The organism is Pedobacter steynii (genome assembly GCF_900103665.1).
In the GTDB taxonomy this organism is placed as follows: Bacteria; Bacteroidota; Bacteroidia; order Sphingobacteriales; family Sphingobacteriaceae; genus Pedobacter; species Pedobacter steynii.
This window is the reverse complement of the sequence record NZ_FNGY01000012.1, coordinates 226048-247119: the sequence shown is the minus strand read 5'-3', so window position 1 is coordinate 247119 and position 21072 is coordinate 226048. Positions and strand designations below refer to the sequence as shown.

19 protein-coding genes are annotated in these 21072 nt (G+C 39.5%); 8 read left to right on the top strand and 11 right to left on the bottom strand.

Annotated elements, in window-relative coordinates; all coding sequences use genetic code 11:
* Window positions 1–125 precede the first annotated feature (125 nt).
* The 7 genes from BLQ87_RS27970 to BLQ87_RS27940 all read left to right on the top strand — a co-directional run bounded on the left by BLQ87_RS27970 (window position 126) and on the right by BLQ87_RS27940 (window position 7838).
* Complete coding sequence (locus tag BLQ87_RS27970; protein ID WP_074612202.1) at window positions 126–1598, top strand: PhoX family protein; 1473 nt, start codon at window positions 126–128, stop codon at window positions 1596–1598.
* A gap of 82 nt (window positions 1599–1680) precedes the next feature.
* The gene (locus BLQ87_RS27965; RefSeq protein ID WP_074612201.1) at window positions 1681–3492 is read left to right on the top strand and encodes a cytochrome-c peroxidase; all 1812 of its coding nucleotides are present in this window, start codon (window positions 1681–1683) and stop codon (window positions 3490–3492) included.
* A 191-nt stretch (window positions 3493–3683) separates the two neighbouring features.
* Entirely contained in the window at window positions 3684–4016 is a 333-nt protein-coding gene (locus BLQ87_RS27960; RefSeq protein ID WP_074612200.1) for a hypothetical protein, read from the top strand.
* Complete coding sequence (locus tag BLQ87_RS27955) at window positions 4013–5032, top strand: DUF5977 domain-containing protein (protein ID WP_074612199.1); 1020 nt, start codon at window positions 4013–4015, stop codon at window positions 5030–5032. Before BLQ87_RS27960 ends, BLQ87_RS27955 begins: the two co-directional genes overlap by 4 nt.
* A gap of 131 nt (window positions 5033–5163) precedes the next feature.
* Window positions 5164–5856: an aquaporin Z gene (gene aqpZ, locus BLQ87_RS27950; RefSeq protein WP_074612198.1), complete on the top strand. Its 693-nt coding sequence runs from the start codon at window positions 5164–5166 to the stop codon at window positions 5854–5856.
* Between the two features lie 152 nt (window positions 5857–6008).
* Window positions 6009–7307 carry a phosphopyruvate hydratase gene (gene eno / locus BLQ87_RS27945; RefSeq protein ID WP_074612197.1) on the top strand — a complete coding sequence of 433 codons (1299 nt, stop codon included), beginning with the start codon at window positions 6009–6011 and terminating at the stop codon, window positions 7305–7307.
* Between the two features lie 231 nt (window positions 7308–7538).
* The gene (locus tag BLQ87_RS27940) at window positions 7539–7838 is read left to right on the top strand and encodes an FtsB family cell division protein (RefSeq protein WP_074612196.1); all 300 of its coding nucleotides are present in this window, start codon (window positions 7539–7541) and stop codon (window positions 7836–7838) included.
* Here the strand turns inward: BLQ87_RS27940 and BLQ87_RS27935 are convergent.
* Both BLQ87_RS27935 and BLQ87_RS33905 read right to left on the bottom strand, forming a co-directional pair.
* Window positions 7835–8446 carry a trimeric intracellular cation channel family protein gene (locus tag BLQ87_RS27935; RefSeq protein ID WP_074612195.1) on the bottom strand — a complete coding sequence of 204 codons (612 nt, stop codon included), beginning with the start codon at window positions 8444–8446 and terminating at the stop codon, window positions 7835–7837. The two genes, BLQ87_RS27940 and BLQ87_RS27935, sit on opposite strands and share 4 nt — an antisense overlap.
* A gap of 12 nt (window positions 8447–8458) precedes the next feature.
* Window positions 8459–10516 carry a hypothetical protein gene (locus BLQ87_RS33905; RefSeq protein WP_245723944.1) on the bottom strand — a complete coding sequence of 686 codons (2058 nt, stop codon included), beginning with the start codon at window positions 10514–10516 and terminating at the stop codon, window positions 8459–8461.
* 106 nt (window positions 10517–10622) lie between these two features.
* On the opposite strand from BLQ87_RS33905, the gene BLQ87_RS27925 reads away from it, so the two are divergent.
* Window positions 10623–11381, top strand: a complete 759-nt coding sequence (locus tag BLQ87_RS27925) for a L,D-transpeptidase family protein (RefSeq protein WP_083362091.1) — start codon at window positions 10623–10625, stop codon at window positions 11379–11381.
* Window positions 11382–11447: 66 nt separating this feature from the next.
* Here the strand turns inward: BLQ87_RS27925 and BLQ87_RS27920 are convergent, their stop codons facing one another.
* The 9 genes from BLQ87_RS27920 to BLQ87_RS27880 form a co-directional block, all read right to left on the bottom strand.
* Window positions 11448–12029, bottom strand: coding sequence for a DUF4468 domain-containing protein (locus BLQ87_RS27920; RefSeq protein ID WP_074612193.1), 582 nt, complete (start codon window positions 12027–12029; stop codon window positions 11448–11450).
* 310 nt (window positions 12030–12339) lie between these two features.
* Window positions 12340–13083 carry a 3-oxoacyl-[acyl-carrier-protein] reductase gene (fabG, locus tag BLQ87_RS27915; RefSeq protein ID WP_074612192.1) on the bottom strand — a complete coding sequence of 248 codons (744 nt, stop codon included), beginning with the start codon at window positions 13081–13083 and terminating at the stop codon, window positions 12340–12342.
* Between the two features lie 55 nt (window positions 13084–13138).
* Complete coding sequence (locus BLQ87_RS27910; protein ID WP_074612191.1) at window positions 13139–14191, bottom strand: agmatine deiminase family protein; 1053 nt, start codon at window positions 14189–14191, stop codon at window positions 13139–13141.
* The gene (locus BLQ87_RS27905; RefSeq protein ID WP_074612190.1) at window positions 14175–15050 is read right to left on the bottom strand and encodes a carbon-nitrogen hydrolase; all 876 of its coding nucleotides are present in this window, start codon (window positions 15048–15050) and stop codon (window positions 14175–14177) included. The genes BLQ87_RS27910 and BLQ87_RS27905 overlap by 17 nt, the downstream gene beginning before the upstream one ends.
* 45 nt (window positions 15051–15095) lie before the next feature.
* Window positions 15096–15299 carry a cysteine-rich CWC family protein gene (locus tag BLQ87_RS27900; protein ID WP_074612189.1) on the bottom strand — a complete coding sequence of 68 codons (204 nt, stop codon included), beginning with the start codon at window positions 15297–15299 and terminating at the stop codon, window positions 15096–15098.
* Window positions 15300–16116: 817 nt separating this feature from the next.
* Window positions 16117–18495 carry a ribonucleoside-diphosphate reductase subunit alpha gene (locus tag BLQ87_RS27895; RefSeq protein WP_074612188.1) on the bottom strand — a complete coding sequence of 793 codons (2379 nt, stop codon included), beginning with the start codon at window positions 18493–18495 and terminating at the stop codon, window positions 16117–16119.
* 73 nt (window positions 18496–18568) lie between these two features.
* On the bottom strand, window positions 18569–19543 hold the full coding sequence (locus BLQ87_RS27890) for a ribonucleoside-diphosphate reductase small subunit (RefSeq protein ID WP_069382420.1): 975 nt from the start codon (window positions 19541–19543) through the stop codon (window positions 18569–18571).
* A gap of 385 nt (window positions 19544–19928) precedes the next feature.
* On the bottom strand, window positions 19929–20327 hold the full coding sequence (locus tag BLQ87_RS27885; protein WP_074612187.1) for a septal ring lytic transglycosylase RlpA family protein: 399 nt from the start codon (window positions 20325–20327) through the stop codon (window positions 19929–19931).
* A 109-nt stretch (window positions 20328–20436) separates the two neighbouring features.
* A complete protein-coding gene (locus tag BLQ87_RS27880) occupies window positions 20437–20916 on the bottom strand; it encodes a methionine-R-sulfoxide reductase (RefSeq protein WP_083362090.1) in 480 nt (159 codons plus the stop codon).
* Window positions 20917–21072: the final 156 nt, after the last annotated feature.

Sequence of the window (21072 nt, the reverse complement as noted above, 5' to 3'; positions counted from 1 at the left end):
TGAGTCATGTTTTCGACAACCAACATTTTAAAAAAAGAGGTAACAGATACCATTTGTTAATATGTAATTAAGTTGCAATTAATACCCTTCTTTTAATTTCGATCAACTAAAAAACCAAATTTACCATGATTACAAACATTAGTTGTTTAAGAAAAACCACCGCAGTTGCTATCGCAGGTTTCGTTGCTGTTTCGACGTTAATTGCAGCTTGTTCTAAAGACAATAAAAACCCTGTATCCCAGGAAACTGAAGTCAAACTTCAAAATTATTCACAGACCCCTGTACTTTTGAAAAAATTAGCAGGATTTGAAAACCTGGAATTATTCTCCCTATTTAGCAGCGAGGATAAATTTCCAGAATCGCCGAATTTTGTATTTGGTGGCTCGGCAGATGGATCCGGAACGATAAAGAATCCTCAGGGAGGCTTTATCATGATGGTTAATAATGAAGATAACTATTCTGTGTCCAGAATCTCATTGGATAAAAACTTCAAACCGGTTAAAGGAGAATACACTTTGGATTCTGATGGTGGTCAATGGCGCTTATGCTCTGGAACAATGGCAACACAGGAAGAAAATGGATTTGGCCCACTCTACTTAAGTGTAGGTGAAAGTGCGGTCGAAGCACAAACTCACCGAATCAATCCACTGGCTACTGGAAAACAAACCAATACCGCGACAGGTGGGCTTGGTCACTGGAGTGGCGAAAATGCAGTTCCACTGAATAAAAATGCTTATCAGGGCAAAACTGTTATTATCCTTGGTGAGGATGCTGATGACGTATCGGGAGGACAAGTTGTTCTTTATGTCGCTAATACTGTTGGGGATTTAGACAATGGTACTCAATACATGTTAAAACGTACCGACGGCAATCAAAAAGAAACCGATATGAAAGTTGGAAGTTCTTACGATGTTGAGTTTGTTAAAATCGAGAACCACAAAACGATTACCGGAGCACAGATTCAGGCTTTGGTAGATCCTCTGAAAGCAATTAAATTTGGTAGGGTTGAAGATTTAGATTACCGCAAAGGCAGTGCTGAAAACTCCCGTGAACTTTACTTCAATGTAACCGGACAAGCAGCTACAGGCGTAAATGCAGATAAATCAAGAACAACATACGGACGTACCTATAAATTGTCATTAAACGCAACAGATCCTACCAAAGGGAAGCTGGAATGTATCCTTGATGGCGATGATGATAACGGCCCAGCAAAAGACTTTCAAAACCCAGATAACATTTGTGTAACAACAAATTACGTTTACATCCAGGAAGATTCAAACACCTATGGTGGTGAAACGCATGATGCCTATATTTATCAATATAATATTGCAACAAAGGAACTAAAAAAGGTAGTTGAAATAGATCATCGCAGGGATGAACCAAATTCCCGTTTCAAAGCCAATTCGGATAAAGGAAACTGGGAATATGGCTCTCTGGTAGACATTTCAGATGTTATCGGAATTCCTAATACCTTCAGTCTTGCCATCCAGCCTCATTCATGGAGAGATGCTGCTTTCAAAGGTAAAGACGGAGGAGCAAAACGTGCTCAGGAAGATCAGGGAAGTCAGATCGTCTTGATCAAAGGCCTTCCTAAATAAGCATTTAATACTTCTATTTTTAAGATCTATTGAAACCATAGATCCCCTGATTTATAATTGGGGGATCTTATTATTTATTCAAATGAAGAAAATTTATGTATATGGCTTTCTAATAATTTTGATCGGCTGGATGGCTTGTATGTCAAAACAGAAAGAGACGACACCACAACAGGTTCGCGCCTATTACCTTGATCAAATTGACGCCACAGACACCCTGATTAAACAATTAGACACGAAAATTCAGAACAATGGTACTTCCAATGAACTGCAGGTTTTATTTAAATCAGCAAGAATAGCCTATAAGAAAGTTGAATTTTTAGCAGAATATTATAATCCGCTAACCGCAAAAGCCATCAACGGCGCCCCAATTCCTTCCATGGATGACAATGATCAACATAAGATCGATCAACCGGAAGGTTTTCAAATGATAGAACCTTATTTATTTCCAGAATACAATCACAGTCAGAAACAGGAATTAATTGAACAAGTTGGCATATTGAAGGCAAATCTGGTTAGGTTAAAATCAATGGCAACTCATCAGGAGCTCGCTAATGAGCAGATATTTGATGCGCTGAGACTAGAAGTATTCAGGATCATTACTTTAGGCATTTCTGGATTTGATGCTCCAATAGCACAAAACTCAATGGCAGAAGGCGCTTCAGCCCTTAATTCTATAGAAAAAGTACTCAAATTATATGAACCTGAATTTATTGGAGATAAAAGAGCAATCTTAGTACAGGCTCAATCCTCACTAAAAAAAGCTATAACTTATTTAACTGCCAGCAAAGATTTCAATTCTTTTGACAGAATGCATTTTATCACGACTTATGGGAATCCAATTTCTTCCTCTATTTTAGATGCGTCAATGGCACTTGGAAATGAAAAATTTAAAGATCTAAGAGCATTGAGAGCCAACGCGAAAACATTATTTGATAAAGATGCTTTCGATGCCAATTATTACACAGCAAGTTATGACGCGCATTCAAGCAAGGAAAAATCTGAATTGGGTAAAGAACTCTTTTACGACGCAATTCTGTCCGGTGCAGGAAATCGTTCTTGTGGCTCTTGTCATAGGCCGGAAATGGCATTTACTGATGGGAAAATGAAAAGTGATGCGCTAGACGGATCACAAGTTCGCAGAAACGCACCTACATTACTGAATGCTGGTTTTCAGCCCGCATTATTCTATGATAATCGTGTGAGTTATCTCGAAGATCAGGCGACAGAGGTAATCAACAATAAAGACGAAATGCATGGTTCATTGCCTATAGCAGGGCAAAAATTAAAAAAGAATAAGGACTATGTACTATTGTTCAAAAAAGCCTTTCCCAATGATGCAGATCCTATCAATGATTACCATATCCGGAATGCATTAGGAAGTTATATCAGAACATTAAGCAGTCTAAATTCTCCATTCGATAAATATGTCAGAGGAGATAAATCACAATTGAACCCTGAAGAAGTAAAGGGGTTTAATCTATATATGGGAAAAGGAAAATGCGGAACCTGTCATTTTACGCCACTATTCAATGGCACAGTTCCACCTGATTTCAAAACTATTGAAACAGAGATTATCGGAGTTCCTTCTACGCCTGATTCCAAAAAGATAGATCCGGACTTAGGGAAATATGATTTAAGAAAACTGGATTTATATAAAAATGCCTTTAAAACACCGACCGTCAGAAACATCGCCATGACCGCACCTTACATGCACAATGGAGTATTCAAAACATTGGAAGAGGTGATAGACTTTTACAATGAAGGAGGCGGTGTAGGATTGGGAATGGATATCCCAAATCAAACACTCCCATTTGATAAATTAAATTTAACTCAAAAAGAAAAGAAAGAAATCATAGCATTTCTTAAGAAACTTACCGATAATACCAGCTTCTAATACTAAAAGTATCCTTTTCTCATGGAAAGGATACTTTTTATGTTAATAGAGAGTCACCACAAAGATGCTTGATTAATTTTAGAATTCTATTTTAGAATTAATTTTCCATAAAGTCAAGAACTTAATAGAACATTAACATTTAAGTTACTACGCTCATCTTACCTTAGGTAATATAAAAAGCAAAAAACTTTATGAAAAAAACACTAAAAGAAATGGTCCAGGTTACCCTATTGGCGACCTCCCTAATGGCAGTGGCGATTGGCTGCAAAAAGGAAAAAATTGAACCCGAGAAAGAGGTTCTTTCCGCCCCGGAAAAAGAGACTGAAGTTGAGACATTAACTATTTTTTTTGCAAAGTTAATTAACGTGCAGCCTTCTGATATTCAATACAACAAGGAAACCGAACAGTTTTCGCTTTGGGGAGTAGATCAGGTAAAAAAAGATGAGTTAATGAAAATGCACGAAAACTCAATAAAAGAACAGGAACTCAGAATGCAGGAAAACTCAAAAAACCAAGCGCTATGAAATACCTAAAGCATGTATTCTTACTCGCCCTTTCTTTTCTTATTTACCATCCATCCCAGGCTCAGGGCGTATATGGAAGTATTTCAAATTTAAGTGTTGATGCAACATCCCTAACTCCCTCAGGTAAAATTAAACTCAGTACTACAGGCATTACTAATGTGAAGTATAAGGTAACAATTGTCCGCTCCATTGATCCAAATAACCAAGCTCCAAATCCAACCGATTTCAATTGGTATCCAGTTAATATTGGAATGGGATTAGGCATGTATGATAAAGGTTATGTCTGGTTTGAAGGCTCCGCCACTATTACAAATGCAGATTTCAAAGCCTATGAGTCATCATTGACCAAAGAATTTACGGCAAAAATTGACAATTCAAAATTAATAAGCGGTCAAAAGATTGTGCTTGTGTATGAACCTCATCCTCCAGGTGTACCTTCCAGCAATTGGAGCAAAACAGCCTATTTATCTGTAAATTATGATTTTGAATACCCGGTAACTTATTACACTAATGATGCCAAATCAAGGTATTTCACAAAGAATAACTGTCCGCCAGGGAGCGAACCTTCCACAGGATACACCTACACAGTACTTGCATTGACCTATTCCTCCACAATATCTCAGGCAGATGCTAACCAAAAGGCAGAGAATGATATTCTTTTAAATGGCCAGAATCAAGCTAACCTACATGGAACCTGCGCCGATTTTGGACATATAAAACCACTTTCAGGCTCTATGGACATCAATTGGTACGACTATATTACCGATGTCAAATGGAATACGACCAGCTTCCAGGGAAATAATGTGAAAATAGAATTTTATTCATCTGATCAGCAATCGTTAATACGAGAAGTCGTCCCAAGTACTCCAAATACAGGCTTATTAAAACAAACACTGGTTGCTCTTAAATGGACGAATGAATCTACGAATTTCAAGAGTGAAGGAAGATTGAAAATCACATCTATTGACACCGGCGTAAGCTATTTTAGTGAAATATTCTATTTACGTCAGGATTAAACTGTAACCCTGCCGATAGCTGCGCCACGAAAACCATAATACCCTATATTCTCATTAGGAATATTGAATATTTGTTGTTAAATTCCATTTATAAACATCTATTGAACACTCATCATAAACAATGTAGAAAAATGAAAAAACTTGTAGCAGAATTTATCGGAACATTTTGGTTGGTTCTTGGCGGTTGCGGAAGCGCTGTTCTGGCCTGTAATTATCCCGGAGCAGGAATCGGCTTTGCCGGAGTAGCCCTTGCGTTTGGATTAACAGTAGTCACCATCGCTTATGCATTGGGACACATCTCAGGTGCACACCTTAACCCTGCCGTTTCAATCGGCTTATGGATTGGCGGACGTTTCGACGGGAAAGAACTGATTCCTTATATTATATCACAGGTTCTGGGTGGAATTGCTGCTGCAGGTGTACTGTATGTCATCGCAACCGGTAACGGAAGTTCCATAGGCGGATTTGCTACGAATGGCTACGGCGACCTCTCTCCCGGTAAATACAGCATGACCGCAGCTTTGGTAACCGAAGTGGTCATGACCTTTATCTTTCTGTTGATCATTTTAGGTGCTACAGATGAAAGAGCACCAAAAGGTTTTGCAGGTTTGGCGATCGGATTGGGATTAACCTTAATCCACCTGATCAGCATTCCGGTAACCAATACTTCTGTGAACCCGGCAAGAAGCACAAGTCAGGCTTTATTTGTTGGTGGCGAAGCAGTAGGCCAGTTATGGTTGTTCTGGGTTGCCCCTATCGCAGGTGCGATTTTAGCCGGATTGGTATATAAAGCAGTTTTTGCCGCTAAACCAGAAACAACATAGATTTTAAATCACTAAAACATAGGCTCATACCTACAAAAAAGTCGTAATTAAATTAATTACGACTTTTTTGTGTTTAATTTTTAACTTTGGATATCGCAGTAGTAATTGTAATATTTACACTAAGGCTGATTAACAAATAAAATCCGATAAAAATGAGTTTAATAATTGATGTTCACGCCAGACAAATCCTTGATTCAAGAGGAAATCCTACTATTGAAGTAGATGTAATGACAGAAAATGGCGTTCTTGGTCGTGCTGCAGTGCCTTCCGGCGCTTCAACAGGTATCCATGAAGCTGTAGAGCTTCGTGATAATGATAAATCTGTATACATGGGTAAAGGTGTTTTAAAGGCCGTTGCCAATGTAAATGATAAAATTGCAGATGAATTAAGAGGTATTGATGTATTTGAACAAAATGCAATCGATAGCTTATTGATCAAGCTGGACGGAACAGAAAATAAAGGAAACCTTGGTGCCAATGCTATTTTAGGTGTTTCTTTAGCTGTTGCCAAAGCTGCAGCTCAGGAAAGCCGTCAGCCTTTGTACCGTTATATCGGAGGTGTTAATGCCAACATCCTTCCTATTCCGATGATGAACATCGTAAATGGTGGTTCTCACTCTGATGCCCCTATCGCTTTCCAGGAATTCATGATCATGCCGGTTGGTGCTTCTTCTTTCTCTGAAGCATTAAGATGGGGAACAGAAGTATTCCATAACTTAAAAGCAATCTTACATGATAGAGGTCTTTCTACTGCTGTAGGTGATGAAGGTGGTTTTGCACCAACTTTTGAAGGTACAGAAGATGCAGTGGAAACCATTATTCAGGCGATTGAAAAAGCAGGTTACAAAGCAGGTGAGCAAATCTACCTTGCATTTGACTGTGCTGCTTCTGAGTTCTACAAAGATGGTAAATACGATTATACTAAATTTGAAGGCGATAAAGGTGCAATCCGTACCAGCGAAGAACAAGCAGAATATCTTGCTCAACTGGCAGCAAAATATCCAATCATCTCTATTGAAGATGGTATGGGAGAAGATGACTGGGCTGGATGGAAATTGTTAACTGAGAAAATCGGCGACCGTGTTCAGTTGGTTGGTGATGATTTATTCGTAACTAACGTAAAACGTCTGCAAAGAGGTATTGATACTGATACTGCAAACTCTATCTTAGTAAAAGTAAACCAGATCGGTTCATTAACTGAGACCATTAACGCAGTAAGTTTAGCACAAACTAACGGTTATACTTCTGTAATGAGTCATAGAAGTGGAGAAACTGAAGATACAACGATTGCAGATTTAGCAGTAGCTTTAAACTGTGGTCAGATCAAAACAGGTTCTGCTTCACGTTCTGACAGGATAGCGAAATACAACCAGTTGTTACGTATTGAAGAAGAATTAGGTTCTGCAGCACGTTTCATCGGTAAAGATTTCAAATTTTTGAAGAAAAAATAATATTGCTTAAAAAAGGAAAGGAGCTTTTCGTCCTCAAATCTTTTGAAGGAAAGATTTGCATGTCCTCAAAACACCTTTTCTTTTTTTGTTAATATGTGGAAAATACTGCATTGGAAAACATCCGGAGATTTAGAACCCTCGGATGTTTTTTTTTATATCATAATTTTATCCCTTGATTATCAGGGCTATTTCTTAGATTAGCTTATCAGGGTTTATTTATATCTTTGTATTATGGAACGTTTGCTGGAACTGATACGCAATAAATACTTTCTGTCTGTGGCAGCTTTCATCGTATGGATGCTGTTTTTCGACAAGAATGATATGCTCTCTCAATACGAATTCCGCTCTGAAGTGAATAAACTTCAGGAGGAAAAGGATTTTTATGAAAGGGAAACGGCTACGGTGAAAAAAGACTTAAACGAGCTGAATACCAATTTGAATACAGCAGAGAAATTTGCCCGTGAAAAGTATTTCATGAAAAAAGACAATGAGGACGTATTTGTCATCATTAAAGAAGCACCTAAAGACTAATACCCGAACTTAGGCAGTGTCAGCTTATACTTTACCACCACTATTCGGAAAACAAAAATGAAAGCAATGACCGAAATATTGGCCACATCTTCTTTCAGGTTGAAATACTTAAGTGTGAAATAGAGCACTCCTCCCAGGATACAGGCAGTCGCATAGATCTCCTTTCTAAAGATCAATGGGATCGTGTTTAAGAACGTATCTCTGATTACCCCACCAAAGCAGCCTGTTATTGTACCAAGTGCCACACAGATGCCCGGACTGAGTCCGAACATAATCCCTTTCTGAATCCCCAGCATGGTAAACAAGCCCAATCCTGCGGAGTCAAACAGGAATAGCGTCACTTTAAACTTTTTAATATGGGTTTTAAAGAATATCGTGGCCAGAGAGGTAAGCAGGATCAGTAAACAGTAGTTGACATCGCGCATCCAGGCTACAGGCGTATCTCCGATCAGTAAATCCCTTACCGTACCGCCACCGATGGAAGTCACAAATGCAATGATCAATACCCCAAAAGGATCCAGTCTTCTCTGCATAGCAGCAAATGAGCCCGAGATCGAGAAGGCAACCGTCCCTAATGTTTCAATGGTTTGCATGGTACTGATTTCCATATCCTGTACAGATTAAATTTCGCCGTTTCTCTTTCTGAAAAACCACTCCAAGCTAAGCAATAAGATGATCACGACAAACAACCACTTGAAGTTTATCAATTCCTCATATCTGCGGTCTTCATAACTCAGGGTCTTGATGTTTTCATTTTTTGAGATATCGCCCAGTATGTTCAGCAGGTTTTGAGGCATATACATTTTGCCATTGGTCTGTACAGACATATTGTTCAACAGCTGGTGGTTGGCTATGGTTTGCTGATACTCGGCAATCATCGCGTTTACATAAAAAGCTCCTTGTGCAGTCTGCTTTTTACCCCCGAGATTGGTGCTGGCAATAAATGTATAGTTTCCGGCAGGAAGCATCCCCGCGTCCAGCTGATAAGCGGATTCTGTTCTGGAGAAAAGAAAATTATACAGCTTGCCTTCCTGATTTTTGATCTGAATATTGACATCCGGCGTATTGATCGCAACATAGCTGTCGTTATACAATACGGCATTGATCAGCACATTCTCATTCTCATCAAAGGTATTTTTCGCAGGATAAGCCTTGAATTTCCGTTTATCATCTTTTACCGAAAGGTATTGAACCGTTTTTGAAATCAAGCCATTTACCACAGAACTTGTCAGCCCATCCTTACTTTCAGATAACTTCCATCTCCATAAGCCTTCCCCAATCAGGTACCCTGTCTTCTTACCGTTTTCATTCAGGAAAAGCAGCTGTGGTGATGGGGTTTTAATTTTTCCAATCCGCTGGTTCAGGGCGACAAGACCATTTCCGTTAATGGTAATTTTTCCGAAAGGAGCAAGTAATGGATCAAAATCATCAATATGTTTTGCCGATGCAGCGTCAATATCAAAGGTGGTAAAGTCGGAATTGAAATAGGGAAAAGCCTCCTGAATGGTACTGTTGCTACCGTTAAAATTAACGGATTTTTGTACCTGGTTAAACTTGCTTACATCACTTTGTGCACCAAGAATATACCATACCGGAATATTGGCTTGCTGTAATCGGGGCAGGAACGAAGCACCATGGTTCTGAACATCCGGCAACTGATATAAAATCACCAGACCATAATCGTTTACATTTACGGCATTCAACTCTTCACCCAATGCGACTTTTAAATCGTAGTTTTTATTTCCGGTGATGGCTTGTTTTATCGTAGCGATATCAGGATGAGCTGCTCCTGCAGCAATCAACACCTTCTGCCTCGCATCGATGACTTCTATAAAAACATTTTGCGCATTGTTCTTTTCCGAAACTTCGTTGCTTAAGCGACTAAGCTGTACCGTATATTTCTGCAGACCTATCTTTGCGGCCTTCAGCTTTACAGGGACTGTCTTTGCAAAAGCATTGCTTCCAATCTGAACCTTGCTCTCCTGTACTGTTTTTCCGTTTTCAGAAACCGTCAGTTTTGTTTCTTCCCCTTTACTTTCAAATGCCTCGACCTGCACTTCAATCGTAAATTCATTATCCAGGTATACCAGGCTGTTATGGTTTACATTTGCCACCATTAAATCCCTTTTGGGAATGGTATCCCCAAGCGCAATAGTATACACCGGTGCTTTAAGCTTATTCAGGTCATACAACGGACTGCCACCACGGTTAAATATTCCATCGGAAGCCAAAATAACAGCACCAATATTACGGTTCAAATATTCGTCATTCAGCCGGTTAAACAATGCTGTCGCATTACTGAGTTTACCTTTATTGGAGAAATCAAAGCCGGCCTTGATGCTATCGCTGAAATGATAAATCTTTAGTTCATATTTTGCAGACAGCTGATCCGCCAGTGCCTGAAGATCTTTTTCATATTGCTGTTTATTGAAGCCCGCAGGCTGAATATGCCCTACCGATAGGGAGTTATCCTGACCAATAATGATCAGCGGTTTTTCGAGGTTATAACTAACCCGCTTTACCAAAGGAAAAAATAACAGACCACAGATCAGGGCGACCAGGGCTGCCCTTAATGCGGCGAGTCCAATCCGGAGTTTGCGTTCCAGATGAGCCGTTTTCCCGTAGGACACATATGCGAACAGGAGTCCCAGCAGAAGACATCCTATTAAAGCCATCATTGTATATAAATTGAAAGAATCGCCCATATGTATTTGGGTAAAGATGCTAAATTTTAAAAAAATAAGATTAATTTGTTTTCATAAAAACCAGACCAATTAAGAAACGATGATACGCTCCCGATCAAACTATACGAAAACCTTATTTCAGGTGATACTTTTTTCCATGATGACCAGCTCGGTAAACGCACAATTGACATTTAAACAACAACAACTTACTTTCCCCAGGGTGAGGGCAGCTTATGACGATAGCTGGATCAGACTGCAAAATCAATTGAAAACAGCAAAATTTGACGGGCCTTTTCAATTGTACCTCGCCGCCTATAAAACAGAAGGCATACTGGAAGTCTGGGCAAAAAAGATAAAGGATAAAGAATACCGTTTGTTTAAGACCTATAAGTTTTGTGCACATTCCGGAACACTTGGACCAAAAGTGCAGGAAGGAGACTACCAAACACCAGAGGGCATTTACTACATTAACGTATTCAATCCTATGAGCAATTTCCACCTTTCCTTAGGTGTAAACTACCCTAATGGAGTGGATAAAACAAGAAGTGGCACTAAACGTCCAGGTGGAGACATCTACATCCACGGGAATTGTGTAACCGTGGGTTGTATCCCACTTACAGATGAGAAGATCAGGGAAGTCTATGTCCTGGCCGTGGAAGCACAAAATAGCGGACAAACGAAAATTCCGGTTCATATCTTTCCCTTTAAAATGAACAAAGCAAACCTGGATAAATTCGCGGTTCAATTTCCCGGGCAAAAAACATTCTGGACCGGACTTCAACCAGCCTATCAGCATTTTGAACAAAACAAAACACTTCCTCAGTCCTCAGAAAGAGGAGGAAAATATACTTTTAAATAAAAAACACCCCCTTTCTCTACTTTAAAAGCAGATGAAAAGGGGTGTTTCAAGAAATTAAACAAGTCCTTACCAGTTATCTTGTTTTGCTGAATTTATTCCTGCAATGTAATTGGCAACAAATTTATTGATTAGCTTTTCAAGGTTTTCTTTTCCGTCCTTTTCTTTAAGGACTCCTTTTCTATTGAAGATTTCTTTATTATTCTGACCGTCACTTGGATTGATGGTTGCAGTTCTTGATACATCTCCCGTCGTTGTATACATTCTGTTGACAGTCGGATCTGCGATTCTCAACTTTCCATCTTTAAATTGAAAAGTGATGGTATAGTTCACATCCCAGCTTGGGTTCAGGAATAGGACCTTCATCTTAATAGCATTCTTAGCCGTCGAATTTACGGTAATACTCTCATTCTCAATTGTACTTAACACTTCTTTTGGAGAAACATAAAGTCCGGATAAATAAATTAATGATTTCTTATAAAGATCCTGCTGGCTTTTACCTTGCATATCCACTACCACATAGTTTTTTGTAGAATCAGCGGAGTTAATAAATCCATTTGAAGTTAAAGTAAATTCAGAAGCTTTGTCTTGTGCAGAAGACAAGAATGGGAATAATGCAACGCATAAGAGTGTTAAAATTTGTTTTTTCATGTTTTGTGATTTATAGTGTTTCAATTTTTAATATTTTATTCCATTTTTCTTGCAATAGCTTAAGTTCATTGACACTTTTCCCAATGTTGCTGCTATATTTCCCCAATACAACACACCATTATCACAATAATTCATCCCCACCAGCAATTCAATTAAGATTACACTACAATTATGCAAACGGCAAGCCATAAATATTAATGATTTCCCTAAAGAGGACAAACGTTGCCTACAAAGAACAAAAAAAGGCCTTTTCATATCAAAGTATGAAAAGGCCTCTTAGTATAAAGTATCGCCTGAAAGGCAAAAAGTATTACAACATCCCTCCGCAAACAGACAATACCTGTCCGGTTACGTAAGCACTCATATCTGAAGCTAAGAACACGCAAACATTGGCTACATCTTCAGGCTCTCCTGCTCTTTTCAATGGAATGCCTTCTTCCCATCCTTTAACCACTTTAGGATCCAGTACATCTGTCATTTCAGTACGGATAAATCCCGGAGCAACCACATTGGTGCGGATGTTACGGGAACCCAATTCTTTCGCTAAAGATTTAGAGAAACCGATGATTCCGGCTTTCGATGCCGCATAGTTCGCCTGACCAGCATTACCCTGAACACCAACTACAGAACTCATATTGATGATCGACCCTTTACGCGCTTTCATCATTACTTTAGAAGCAGCTTTAGAAACGTTAAATACAGATTTAAGGTTCACATTGATCACCTCATCCCAGTTCTCTTCACTCATGCGCATCAACAAACCATCCTTAGTGATCCCTGCATTGTTCACTACGATATCCAACGCGCCAAAATCAGCAACGATATCATTGATAAGTTTTTCCGCTTCATCAAATTTAGAAGCATCCGAACGGTATCCTTTAACCTGAGTACCGAAGCTTTGCAGCTCCTGCTCCAATGCCTGACCTTTTTCTACTGAGGACAGGTAAGTAAAAGCAACGTTTGCACCCTGCTCCGCAAATTTCTCCGCAATCTTGCGGCCTATTCCTTTAGAAGCACCGGTGATTAATGCTGTTTTTCCTTCTAGTAATTTCATCGTAAATATGTTTGGTTATGAAAATATTTTGTTTCTGTTTCGTTGTTTGTAATGCTTAAATAGCCGGCTCCTGCTGACTCAGACAGTGAAAACTACCCAATCCCCAGATGATATCCGTAGAATCAATACCCACGACCTTTCTATCCGGGAAAACATCCTGAATGATCTTCAGCGCTTTCTCATCATTCACATCTCTGAATGTAGGCACAATCACCGAAGTATTGGCAATATAGAAGTTCGCATAAGAAGCTGGTAAACGGGTATCCTCATGGATCACCGGTGAAGGCATAGGAAGTTTAATAATGTTCAATGGCTTACCATTTAACAAACGCATCTCTTTCAGGGCCGCTAAGTTCTCCTGTAACAGGATATAATTCTCATCCAGAGGATTACTCTCCACGACCGTTAAAACGGTATCTTCGTTCACAAAACGGGTGATATCATCGATATGTCCGTCCGTATCGTCTCCAACAATCCCATCACCGAGCCAAAGTACTTGTTCAGCACCATAAAATTCCAGTAAGTATTGTTCAATCACTTCCTTTGTCAGGTGTGGATTTCTGTTCTTGTTTAATAAACAAGCCGTAGTGGTCAGAATAGTTCCGGCACCGTTAAATTCAACAGATCCACCTTCCATCACAATTTCAGGAAGATAAAGCGGATGGTTAAAATGTTTGGCGATTTTAGTGGGAATCACATCGTCCAGGTCAAAGGGTGGATATTTACCACCCCAGGCATTGTACCCCCAGTCTACTACTGCTTTCTGATCTTTTGCCTCATTTAATAAAAATGCAGGCCCGTGATCCCTGCACCAGGCATCATTGGTTGGATTCAGATAAAACTCAACCTGATTCAGATCTGCGCCTACCTTTTCCAGTTCAGAAATGGCAAAAGCTTTGGTCTCTTCATCATTAACATTGATTCTTACTTTCTCTCCTTCTGCTACAATTTTGATAAACTGGCAATAAGGAGTATATATCGTTTCCAGTTTTCCCGGCCAGGATTCTTCCTTATGCGGCCAGCTTAACCAGGTTGCTTCGTGTTTTACCCATTCTGCAGGAAAACGGTATCCTGCTTTTTTGGGGCTATCATTAAATAGATTCGTCATCTATATATCTTTTGGTGATTTGTGAATAACTATCGATACGTCTGTCGCGTAAAAACGGCCAGTGCGTCCTGTAACTGTCAGATTTTGACAGGTCTAATTCTACTACTTTTAATTCTTCTTTGCTATGGTCTGCCTGATACAATATCGTTCCGAATGGATTAGATACAAATGATCCTCCCCAGAAAGCCACTCCTGCTTCTTCACCTACCCTGTTGATGCTCACTACCGGAACACCATTTGCAATAGAATGAGAACGCTGAATGGTCTGCCATGCATTATATTGTTCTACATTAGTCGCTTCATCCTGAGTAGTTGCCCAACCAATTGCTGTTGGATAAACCAGGAAGTCGGCCCCCATTAAAGCAGTTAAACGTGCTGCTTCAGGATACCACTGGTCCCAACAGATCAGGACGCCTATTTTAGCATATTTGGTTTTGAATACTTTATAACCTAAATCACCAGGAGTGAAATAGAACTTCTCATAAAAACCAGGATCATCAGGGATATGCATCTTGCGATATTTACCCAGGTAAGCACCATCAGCATCCAATACAGCAGTTGTATTATGGTATAAGCCTTCCGCTCTTTTCTCAAATAAAGAAGCAATGATGACCACATTCAGCTCAGCTGCTACTTTCGACAACACATCAGTTGATGGGCCGGGAATAGATTCCGCCAGTTTGAAGTTTTCATAATTCTCTTCATCGCAGAAATACAATGAAGTAAATAGTTCCTGTAAGCACACCACCTGTGCGCCCATAGCGGCAATCTCTCTGATCTTAACGATCGCCTTATCTAAATTCTCTTGTTTATTACCGGTGCAACTCATCTGCACCAATCCAACCTGTACTTTAGCCATTCTATGAAATTTTGTGAGACAAAGTTAGCAGAAAATAATTTCTTTTCAGGAAGCCACCATCTCCCTGTACTCTCCCTGAAGCTCAAACAAGCATTTAGCACACAAACAGCCATCGTAAAGCTCGCTGATGTATTGCACTTCGTTAAGATTGAGCTGAACCACACTACACTGACATTTGGTGTAGGAGTTGGCCTTACACTCTATTGGTGTACCGCAACGCTCGCAGGGAATGATTTCGTGTTTGGCCATTATTTGACAAAGATACGAGATCCTGATTTAAGGTGTAGATGCGTTAATAAAAATGACAAAGTGCTTATTTTCAATCAAAAAGGGTGTTGATAACTCTGTGGGGAACCTGTTTACAACCTGTGAGGAAGCTGTTTGTAACCTGTTTATAAGCTGTGGGTAAGTCAGAATAGCTGTGGGAAACCTATAATGCAAAAATATTACCCTTGTTTTTTGCCTCAAATCAATCCTCCTGTTTATCGCAAAATCAGCAGGTTGTTCACAGCTCTTTTAATCCACATTTGCTTTACTGACTGTTTTTCCAGCATTTGTCCCCCCTGTTTCAAGAAGAAATATATTCCTGAATAAACCCATAAAAAAGTTAGTAAAAAACATAAGTCACTTATATAGAACAAGAAACGATGTTGATAACCCTGTGGGGAACCTGTTGACAAGCTGTGAGGAACCTGTGAATAGTATGTTTGTAAACTGTGGGTAACCCAGTCACTACCTGTGGGGAACCTGTGAGTAACTTTTCATTGCTGTGAGGAACTAATAATGTGACGTGGAAAACAGGTGAATAAGTGAAAAGCACCTGACATAAAGCATGTGGATAACTATGTGGGAAACGGTAAATATGCTGTGGGGAACGCGTTAAGAACCTGTTAGCAAACTATGCAAAACCGTTAATAAGCGTGAATAATCATGTTTTAAATGTGAAAAAACAAGACATAACATGTTTACAAGCTGTTCACAACCCATTTCTTGAATGTGGATAACTCATATACAAAAAAGGGGCAAGATGAAATCTTACCCCTTATATATTAATTGTTAGAAGGAATTAACCTGAACAGCTGATGCAGCCTTCTTCCATTGAACAAACCGGTCCGTCAGTGATTTCTTCCACTACCTGCTCGATATGCTCCGGAATTACCGGCTCCATATTTTTACCAGCCTGGTTCTCTACAGTAAATTTAACTGCCTGAGAAGCCGCTTGTGTACGTAAGTAATACATACCGGTTTTCAATCCTTTCTTCCATGCGTAGAAATGCATTGAAGTCAGTTTCGAAGTATTCGGTGCATTGATAAACAAGTTCAGGGATTGCGACTGACAGATATAAGCACCTCTGTCGGCAGCCATGTCAATAATGCTACGCATTTTAATCTCCCAAACTGTTTTGTACAATTCTTTGATATAATCAGGGATCTCAGCGATGTCCTGGATAGAACCGTTCGCCAAAATGATCCTGTCTTTCATTGCAGGGGTCCAAAGACCTAAAGCAACAAGATCTTTCAACAAGTGTTTGTTCACAACGATGAACTCTCCGCTCAATACCCTTCTGGTATAGATGTTAGAAGTATAAGGCTCAAAGCACTCATTGTTACCTAGGATCTGTGAAGTAGAAGCAGTAGGCATTGGTGCTACTAACAGTGAGTTATACACCCCATCTTTTACTACTTTCTTGCGTAATGTTTCCCAATCCCAACGGTTGCTGCTTGGTTTCACATCCCAAAGGTCAAACTGGAATTTACCTTTCGATAAAGGAGATCCTTTAAAAGTCTGGTAAGGGCCATTAACTACCGCAAGATCATGTGAAGCAGTCATTGCTGCGAAATAGATGGTTTCGAAAATTTCTTTATTCAATTCACGTGCACCTTCGCTTTCGAAAGGTAAACGCATTAAGATAAAGGCATCCGCCAATCCCTGCACACCTAAACCAATTGGTCTGTGGCGCATGTTGGAATTTTTAGCCTCTTCAACAGGGTAATAGTTATAATCGATGATTTTATTCAGGTTCAAAGTCGCCTGATAAGTTACATCATACAATCTCTGGTGATCGAACTCACCATTGATCACGTATCTTGGTAAAGCCAGTGAAGCTAAGTTACATACCGCAACTTCATCTTTAGAGGTATACTCAATGATCTCAGTACAAAGGTTGGAACTTTTGATCGTACCCAGGTTTTGCTGATTTGATTTACTGTTGGCAGCATCTTTATACAACAAATAAGGAGTACCGGTTTCAATCTGTGAATCCAGAATGGCGAACCATAATTCCTGAGCTTTGATTGTTTTACGGGCTCTTCCTTCTTGTTCGTAACGCTCGTATAAATCTTCAAATTCTTTACCGAAACAATCCGCTAATCCCGGAGCTTCATGCGGACAGAATAAACTCCAGTCTGCATTCTCTTCCACACGTTTCATGAACAAGTCACAAACCCAAAGTGCATAGAATAAATCACGGGCACGAAGTTCTTCTTTACCATGGTTTTTACGCAGGTCAAGGAAACTGAATACATCTGCATGCCAAGGCTCTAAGTAAATTGCAAAGGCACCTTTACGTTTACCTCCACCCTGATCTACGTAACGTGCAGTATCATTGAACACTTTTAACATTGGAACGATACCGTTGCTTGTTCCATTGGTACCACCAATATAAGAACCTGTTGCGCGGATATTGTGAATGCTCAGTCCGATACCACCTGCACTTTGTGAGATCTTAGCCGTTTGTTTTAAAGTATCATAAATACCTTCAATACTATCATCCTGCATCGTTAATAAGAAACAAGAAGACATTTGAGGTTTTGGTGTAGCCGCATTAAACAAGGTTGGTGTCGCATGTGTAAACCAACGCTCACTCATCAGGTTGTAAGTTTTGATTACGCTGTCGATATCTCCTTTATGGATACCTACAGAAACCCTCATGAATAAATGCTGAGGACGTTCTACAATCTGACCTTCAATTTTCAACAGATATGATTTCTCTAATGTTTTGAAACCGAAGTAATCAAAACCAAAATCTCTGTCGTAAATGATGGTACTGTCAAGAATATCTGCATGCTCTTTAATCACTTCCCATACATCATCAGCAATTAATGACGCATTTTTATCTGTTTTGGAATCTACATACAGATACAACATTTCCATCGTTTTTGAGAACGATTTTGTCGTGTTTTTATGCAGATTGGAAACAGCAATACGGGAAGCCAGTAAAGCGTAATCAGGATGCTTTGTGGTTAAAGAAGCTGCAGTTTCAGCGGCAAGGTTATCCAGCTCTGAGGTAGTTACTCCATCATATAAACCTTCGATTACCTTTTTAGCCACATCGATCGGATCCACCAGTTCGACGTTAAAACCATAACATAATTTTTCGATACGAGCGGTGATCTTATCAAATCTTACCGCTTCTTTACGGCCATCTCTTTTTATTACAAACATATTTTTCAGGTATTTAAAGGTGCATATCGGCTTGTGATGAGCAAGTCAGCATCGGCACCAAATTTCTAATTATTTAAAAGTCGTCGTCTAAGGAGAATGCTGCTGCTTTATCTTCTGTTGAAGTCAGCACGCCGCTCTTCTGGTAATCCCCTACTCTTTTCTCAAAGAAGTTGGTTTTTCCCTGAAGAGAGATCATCTCCATAAAATCAAACGGATTTGTCGCATTATATATTTTGGTATATCCCAATTCCTGCAACCATCTGTCGGCCACAAACTCGATGTACTGAGACATCAGCTTCGCGTTCATTCCGATCAATGCTACCGGAAGTGCATCCGTCACAAATTCTTTTTCAATTTCAACCGCATCGCGGATGATGCCATGAACCTGCTCTTCGCTCAGTTTATTTTTAAGCATACCGTACAACAGACAGGCAAATTCACAGTGTGAACCTTCATCTCTTGAGATCAGCTCATTACTGAAAGTTAATCCCGGCATTAATCCACGTTTCTTCAACCAGAAGATGGAGCAGAAGCTACCACTGAAGAAGATTCCTTCTACCGCAGCAAAAGCAACCAAACGTTCGGCAAAATTTCCGTTGTCAATCCAGCGCAAGGCCCATTCTGCTTTCCTCTTTACACAAGGAACAGTTTCTATGGCATGGAATAACCTGTCTTTTTCGTCAGGATCTTTGATATAGGTATCGATCAGTAAGGCGTAAGTCTCAGAGTGGATATTTTCCATCATGATTTGAAACCCATAGAAGCAACGTGCTTCCGGAAGCTGAACTTCACTCATAAAGTTCACTGCAAGGTTTTCATTTACAATTCCGTCGCTGGCAGAGAAGAAGGCTAAAATATGAGAAATAAAGTGTCTTTCACCATCATTAAGATTGTCCCAATGCTTCTGATCATCCGAAAGGTCGATTTCCTCTGCCGTCCAAAAACTTGCTTCACTCTTCTTATACATTTCCCAGATTTCAGGATATTTAATCGGCAAAAGAACAAAACGATCTTTGTTTTCTTTTAATAATACTTCTTCTTCTTGCATAAGCATCTTTTTAATAGGTAAATGTATAGGATAATTGAAAAGTCTTTAAAAATTCCAGCAGCCGTGCAATCCATACCTAGTTTAAAAAAGATGAAAAGAAATCGAATCTTATAACAACCTTAAGCAACTAAATATTAAACCTTTAACTAAAAATCTGGATGTGATTTATTAAAGAACTTTGTAATAACAAATATAAAGTCTGGGACCTTGATTCGTGTACATAAGTTGTTAACAAGCGGTCATATTTATCAACACGTTGAACAGAATTTGACATACCAGTTACCTTGAAAATTGGTATTTATTTCTTTTTTTCAATTCCGGAACTTTGGCCGCAATGTTAATAAATATTAGGAAACTGACTATAGCCGCTTTAAAGTTAAAAAAGCTATTCTCTGTGAAGCTGGTAGCTGATCTCTACCTTTGAATGTCCCATCCTGTAGAAGCCCAGTTTTTTTGCTGCGCCTGCGGAAAGATCGATGATGTATTTTTTACTATGCGGACCTCTGTCGTTTACCTTTACATCGACAGATTTACCGTTAGATAAATTGGTTACTTTTACTACAGTTCCGAAAGGTAATGACAAATGTGCAGCAGTCATTTTATTCGCACGGTACCTCACCCCACTCGTTGTTTTGCGTCCTTCAAATTTCCGGGCATAATAAGTAGCATATCCTGTTTTTGTACGAACAGTGGAGTCTGCTTCTGTCTCTTGCTTCCTGAAATTTTCCCGGGCAGAGATGCCCGCGAAAGACAACATAAAACATAAAAATAAACAATACTTCATATTTACAATTGTTGGTGAAAGGACAAACATAAGCAAACTCCCCCCGGATAAACAAGAAATGCCCGACAAGTTATCATCGGGCATCATAGCAATATCATTATAAAATAAACTATTTCTTATCTGGCACAAAACTCATGGAGACCGAGTTCACACAGTTACGTGTATTTTTAGCGGTGAAGCCTTCTCCAATAAATACGTGACCCAGGTGAGCCTTACAATTTGCACATACAATCTCTGTTCGCATGCCATCTGCATCAGCGATTCTTTCCACCGCACCTTTGATCTCATCGTCGAAACTTGGCCACCCGCATTCCGACTCAAATTTCGACTCAGAACGGTACAATGGCGCATTACAACGTCTGCAGATATAGGTGCCCTTTTCCTTGTTATTCAACAGTTTCCCTGTACCCGGATATTCAGTACCCTTACGTACAATCACATCCTCTTCTTCTTTGGTTAATTTATTCCACTCCATATTCCTGGTTGTTTTTTTTGAATCTTCTTTTTTCTGCTGCTGGGCGCAAGCCATCAGGCTGGTTAAAACTAACAAACCTGCCAGTATAAATGTTTTGTTGATCAGGGTCTTCATATGCATCTCCTCTATTTTATACAATATACGGCTAAAGTCTTTTCATAGTTTTAGTACTCTGCCATAATTTGGTCATCCTTATCCCAGAAACTTATCCCAATAAAAAAAGCTCCGATGAAATTCACCAGAGCTTTTGAATTTATACAAGAAGATCTT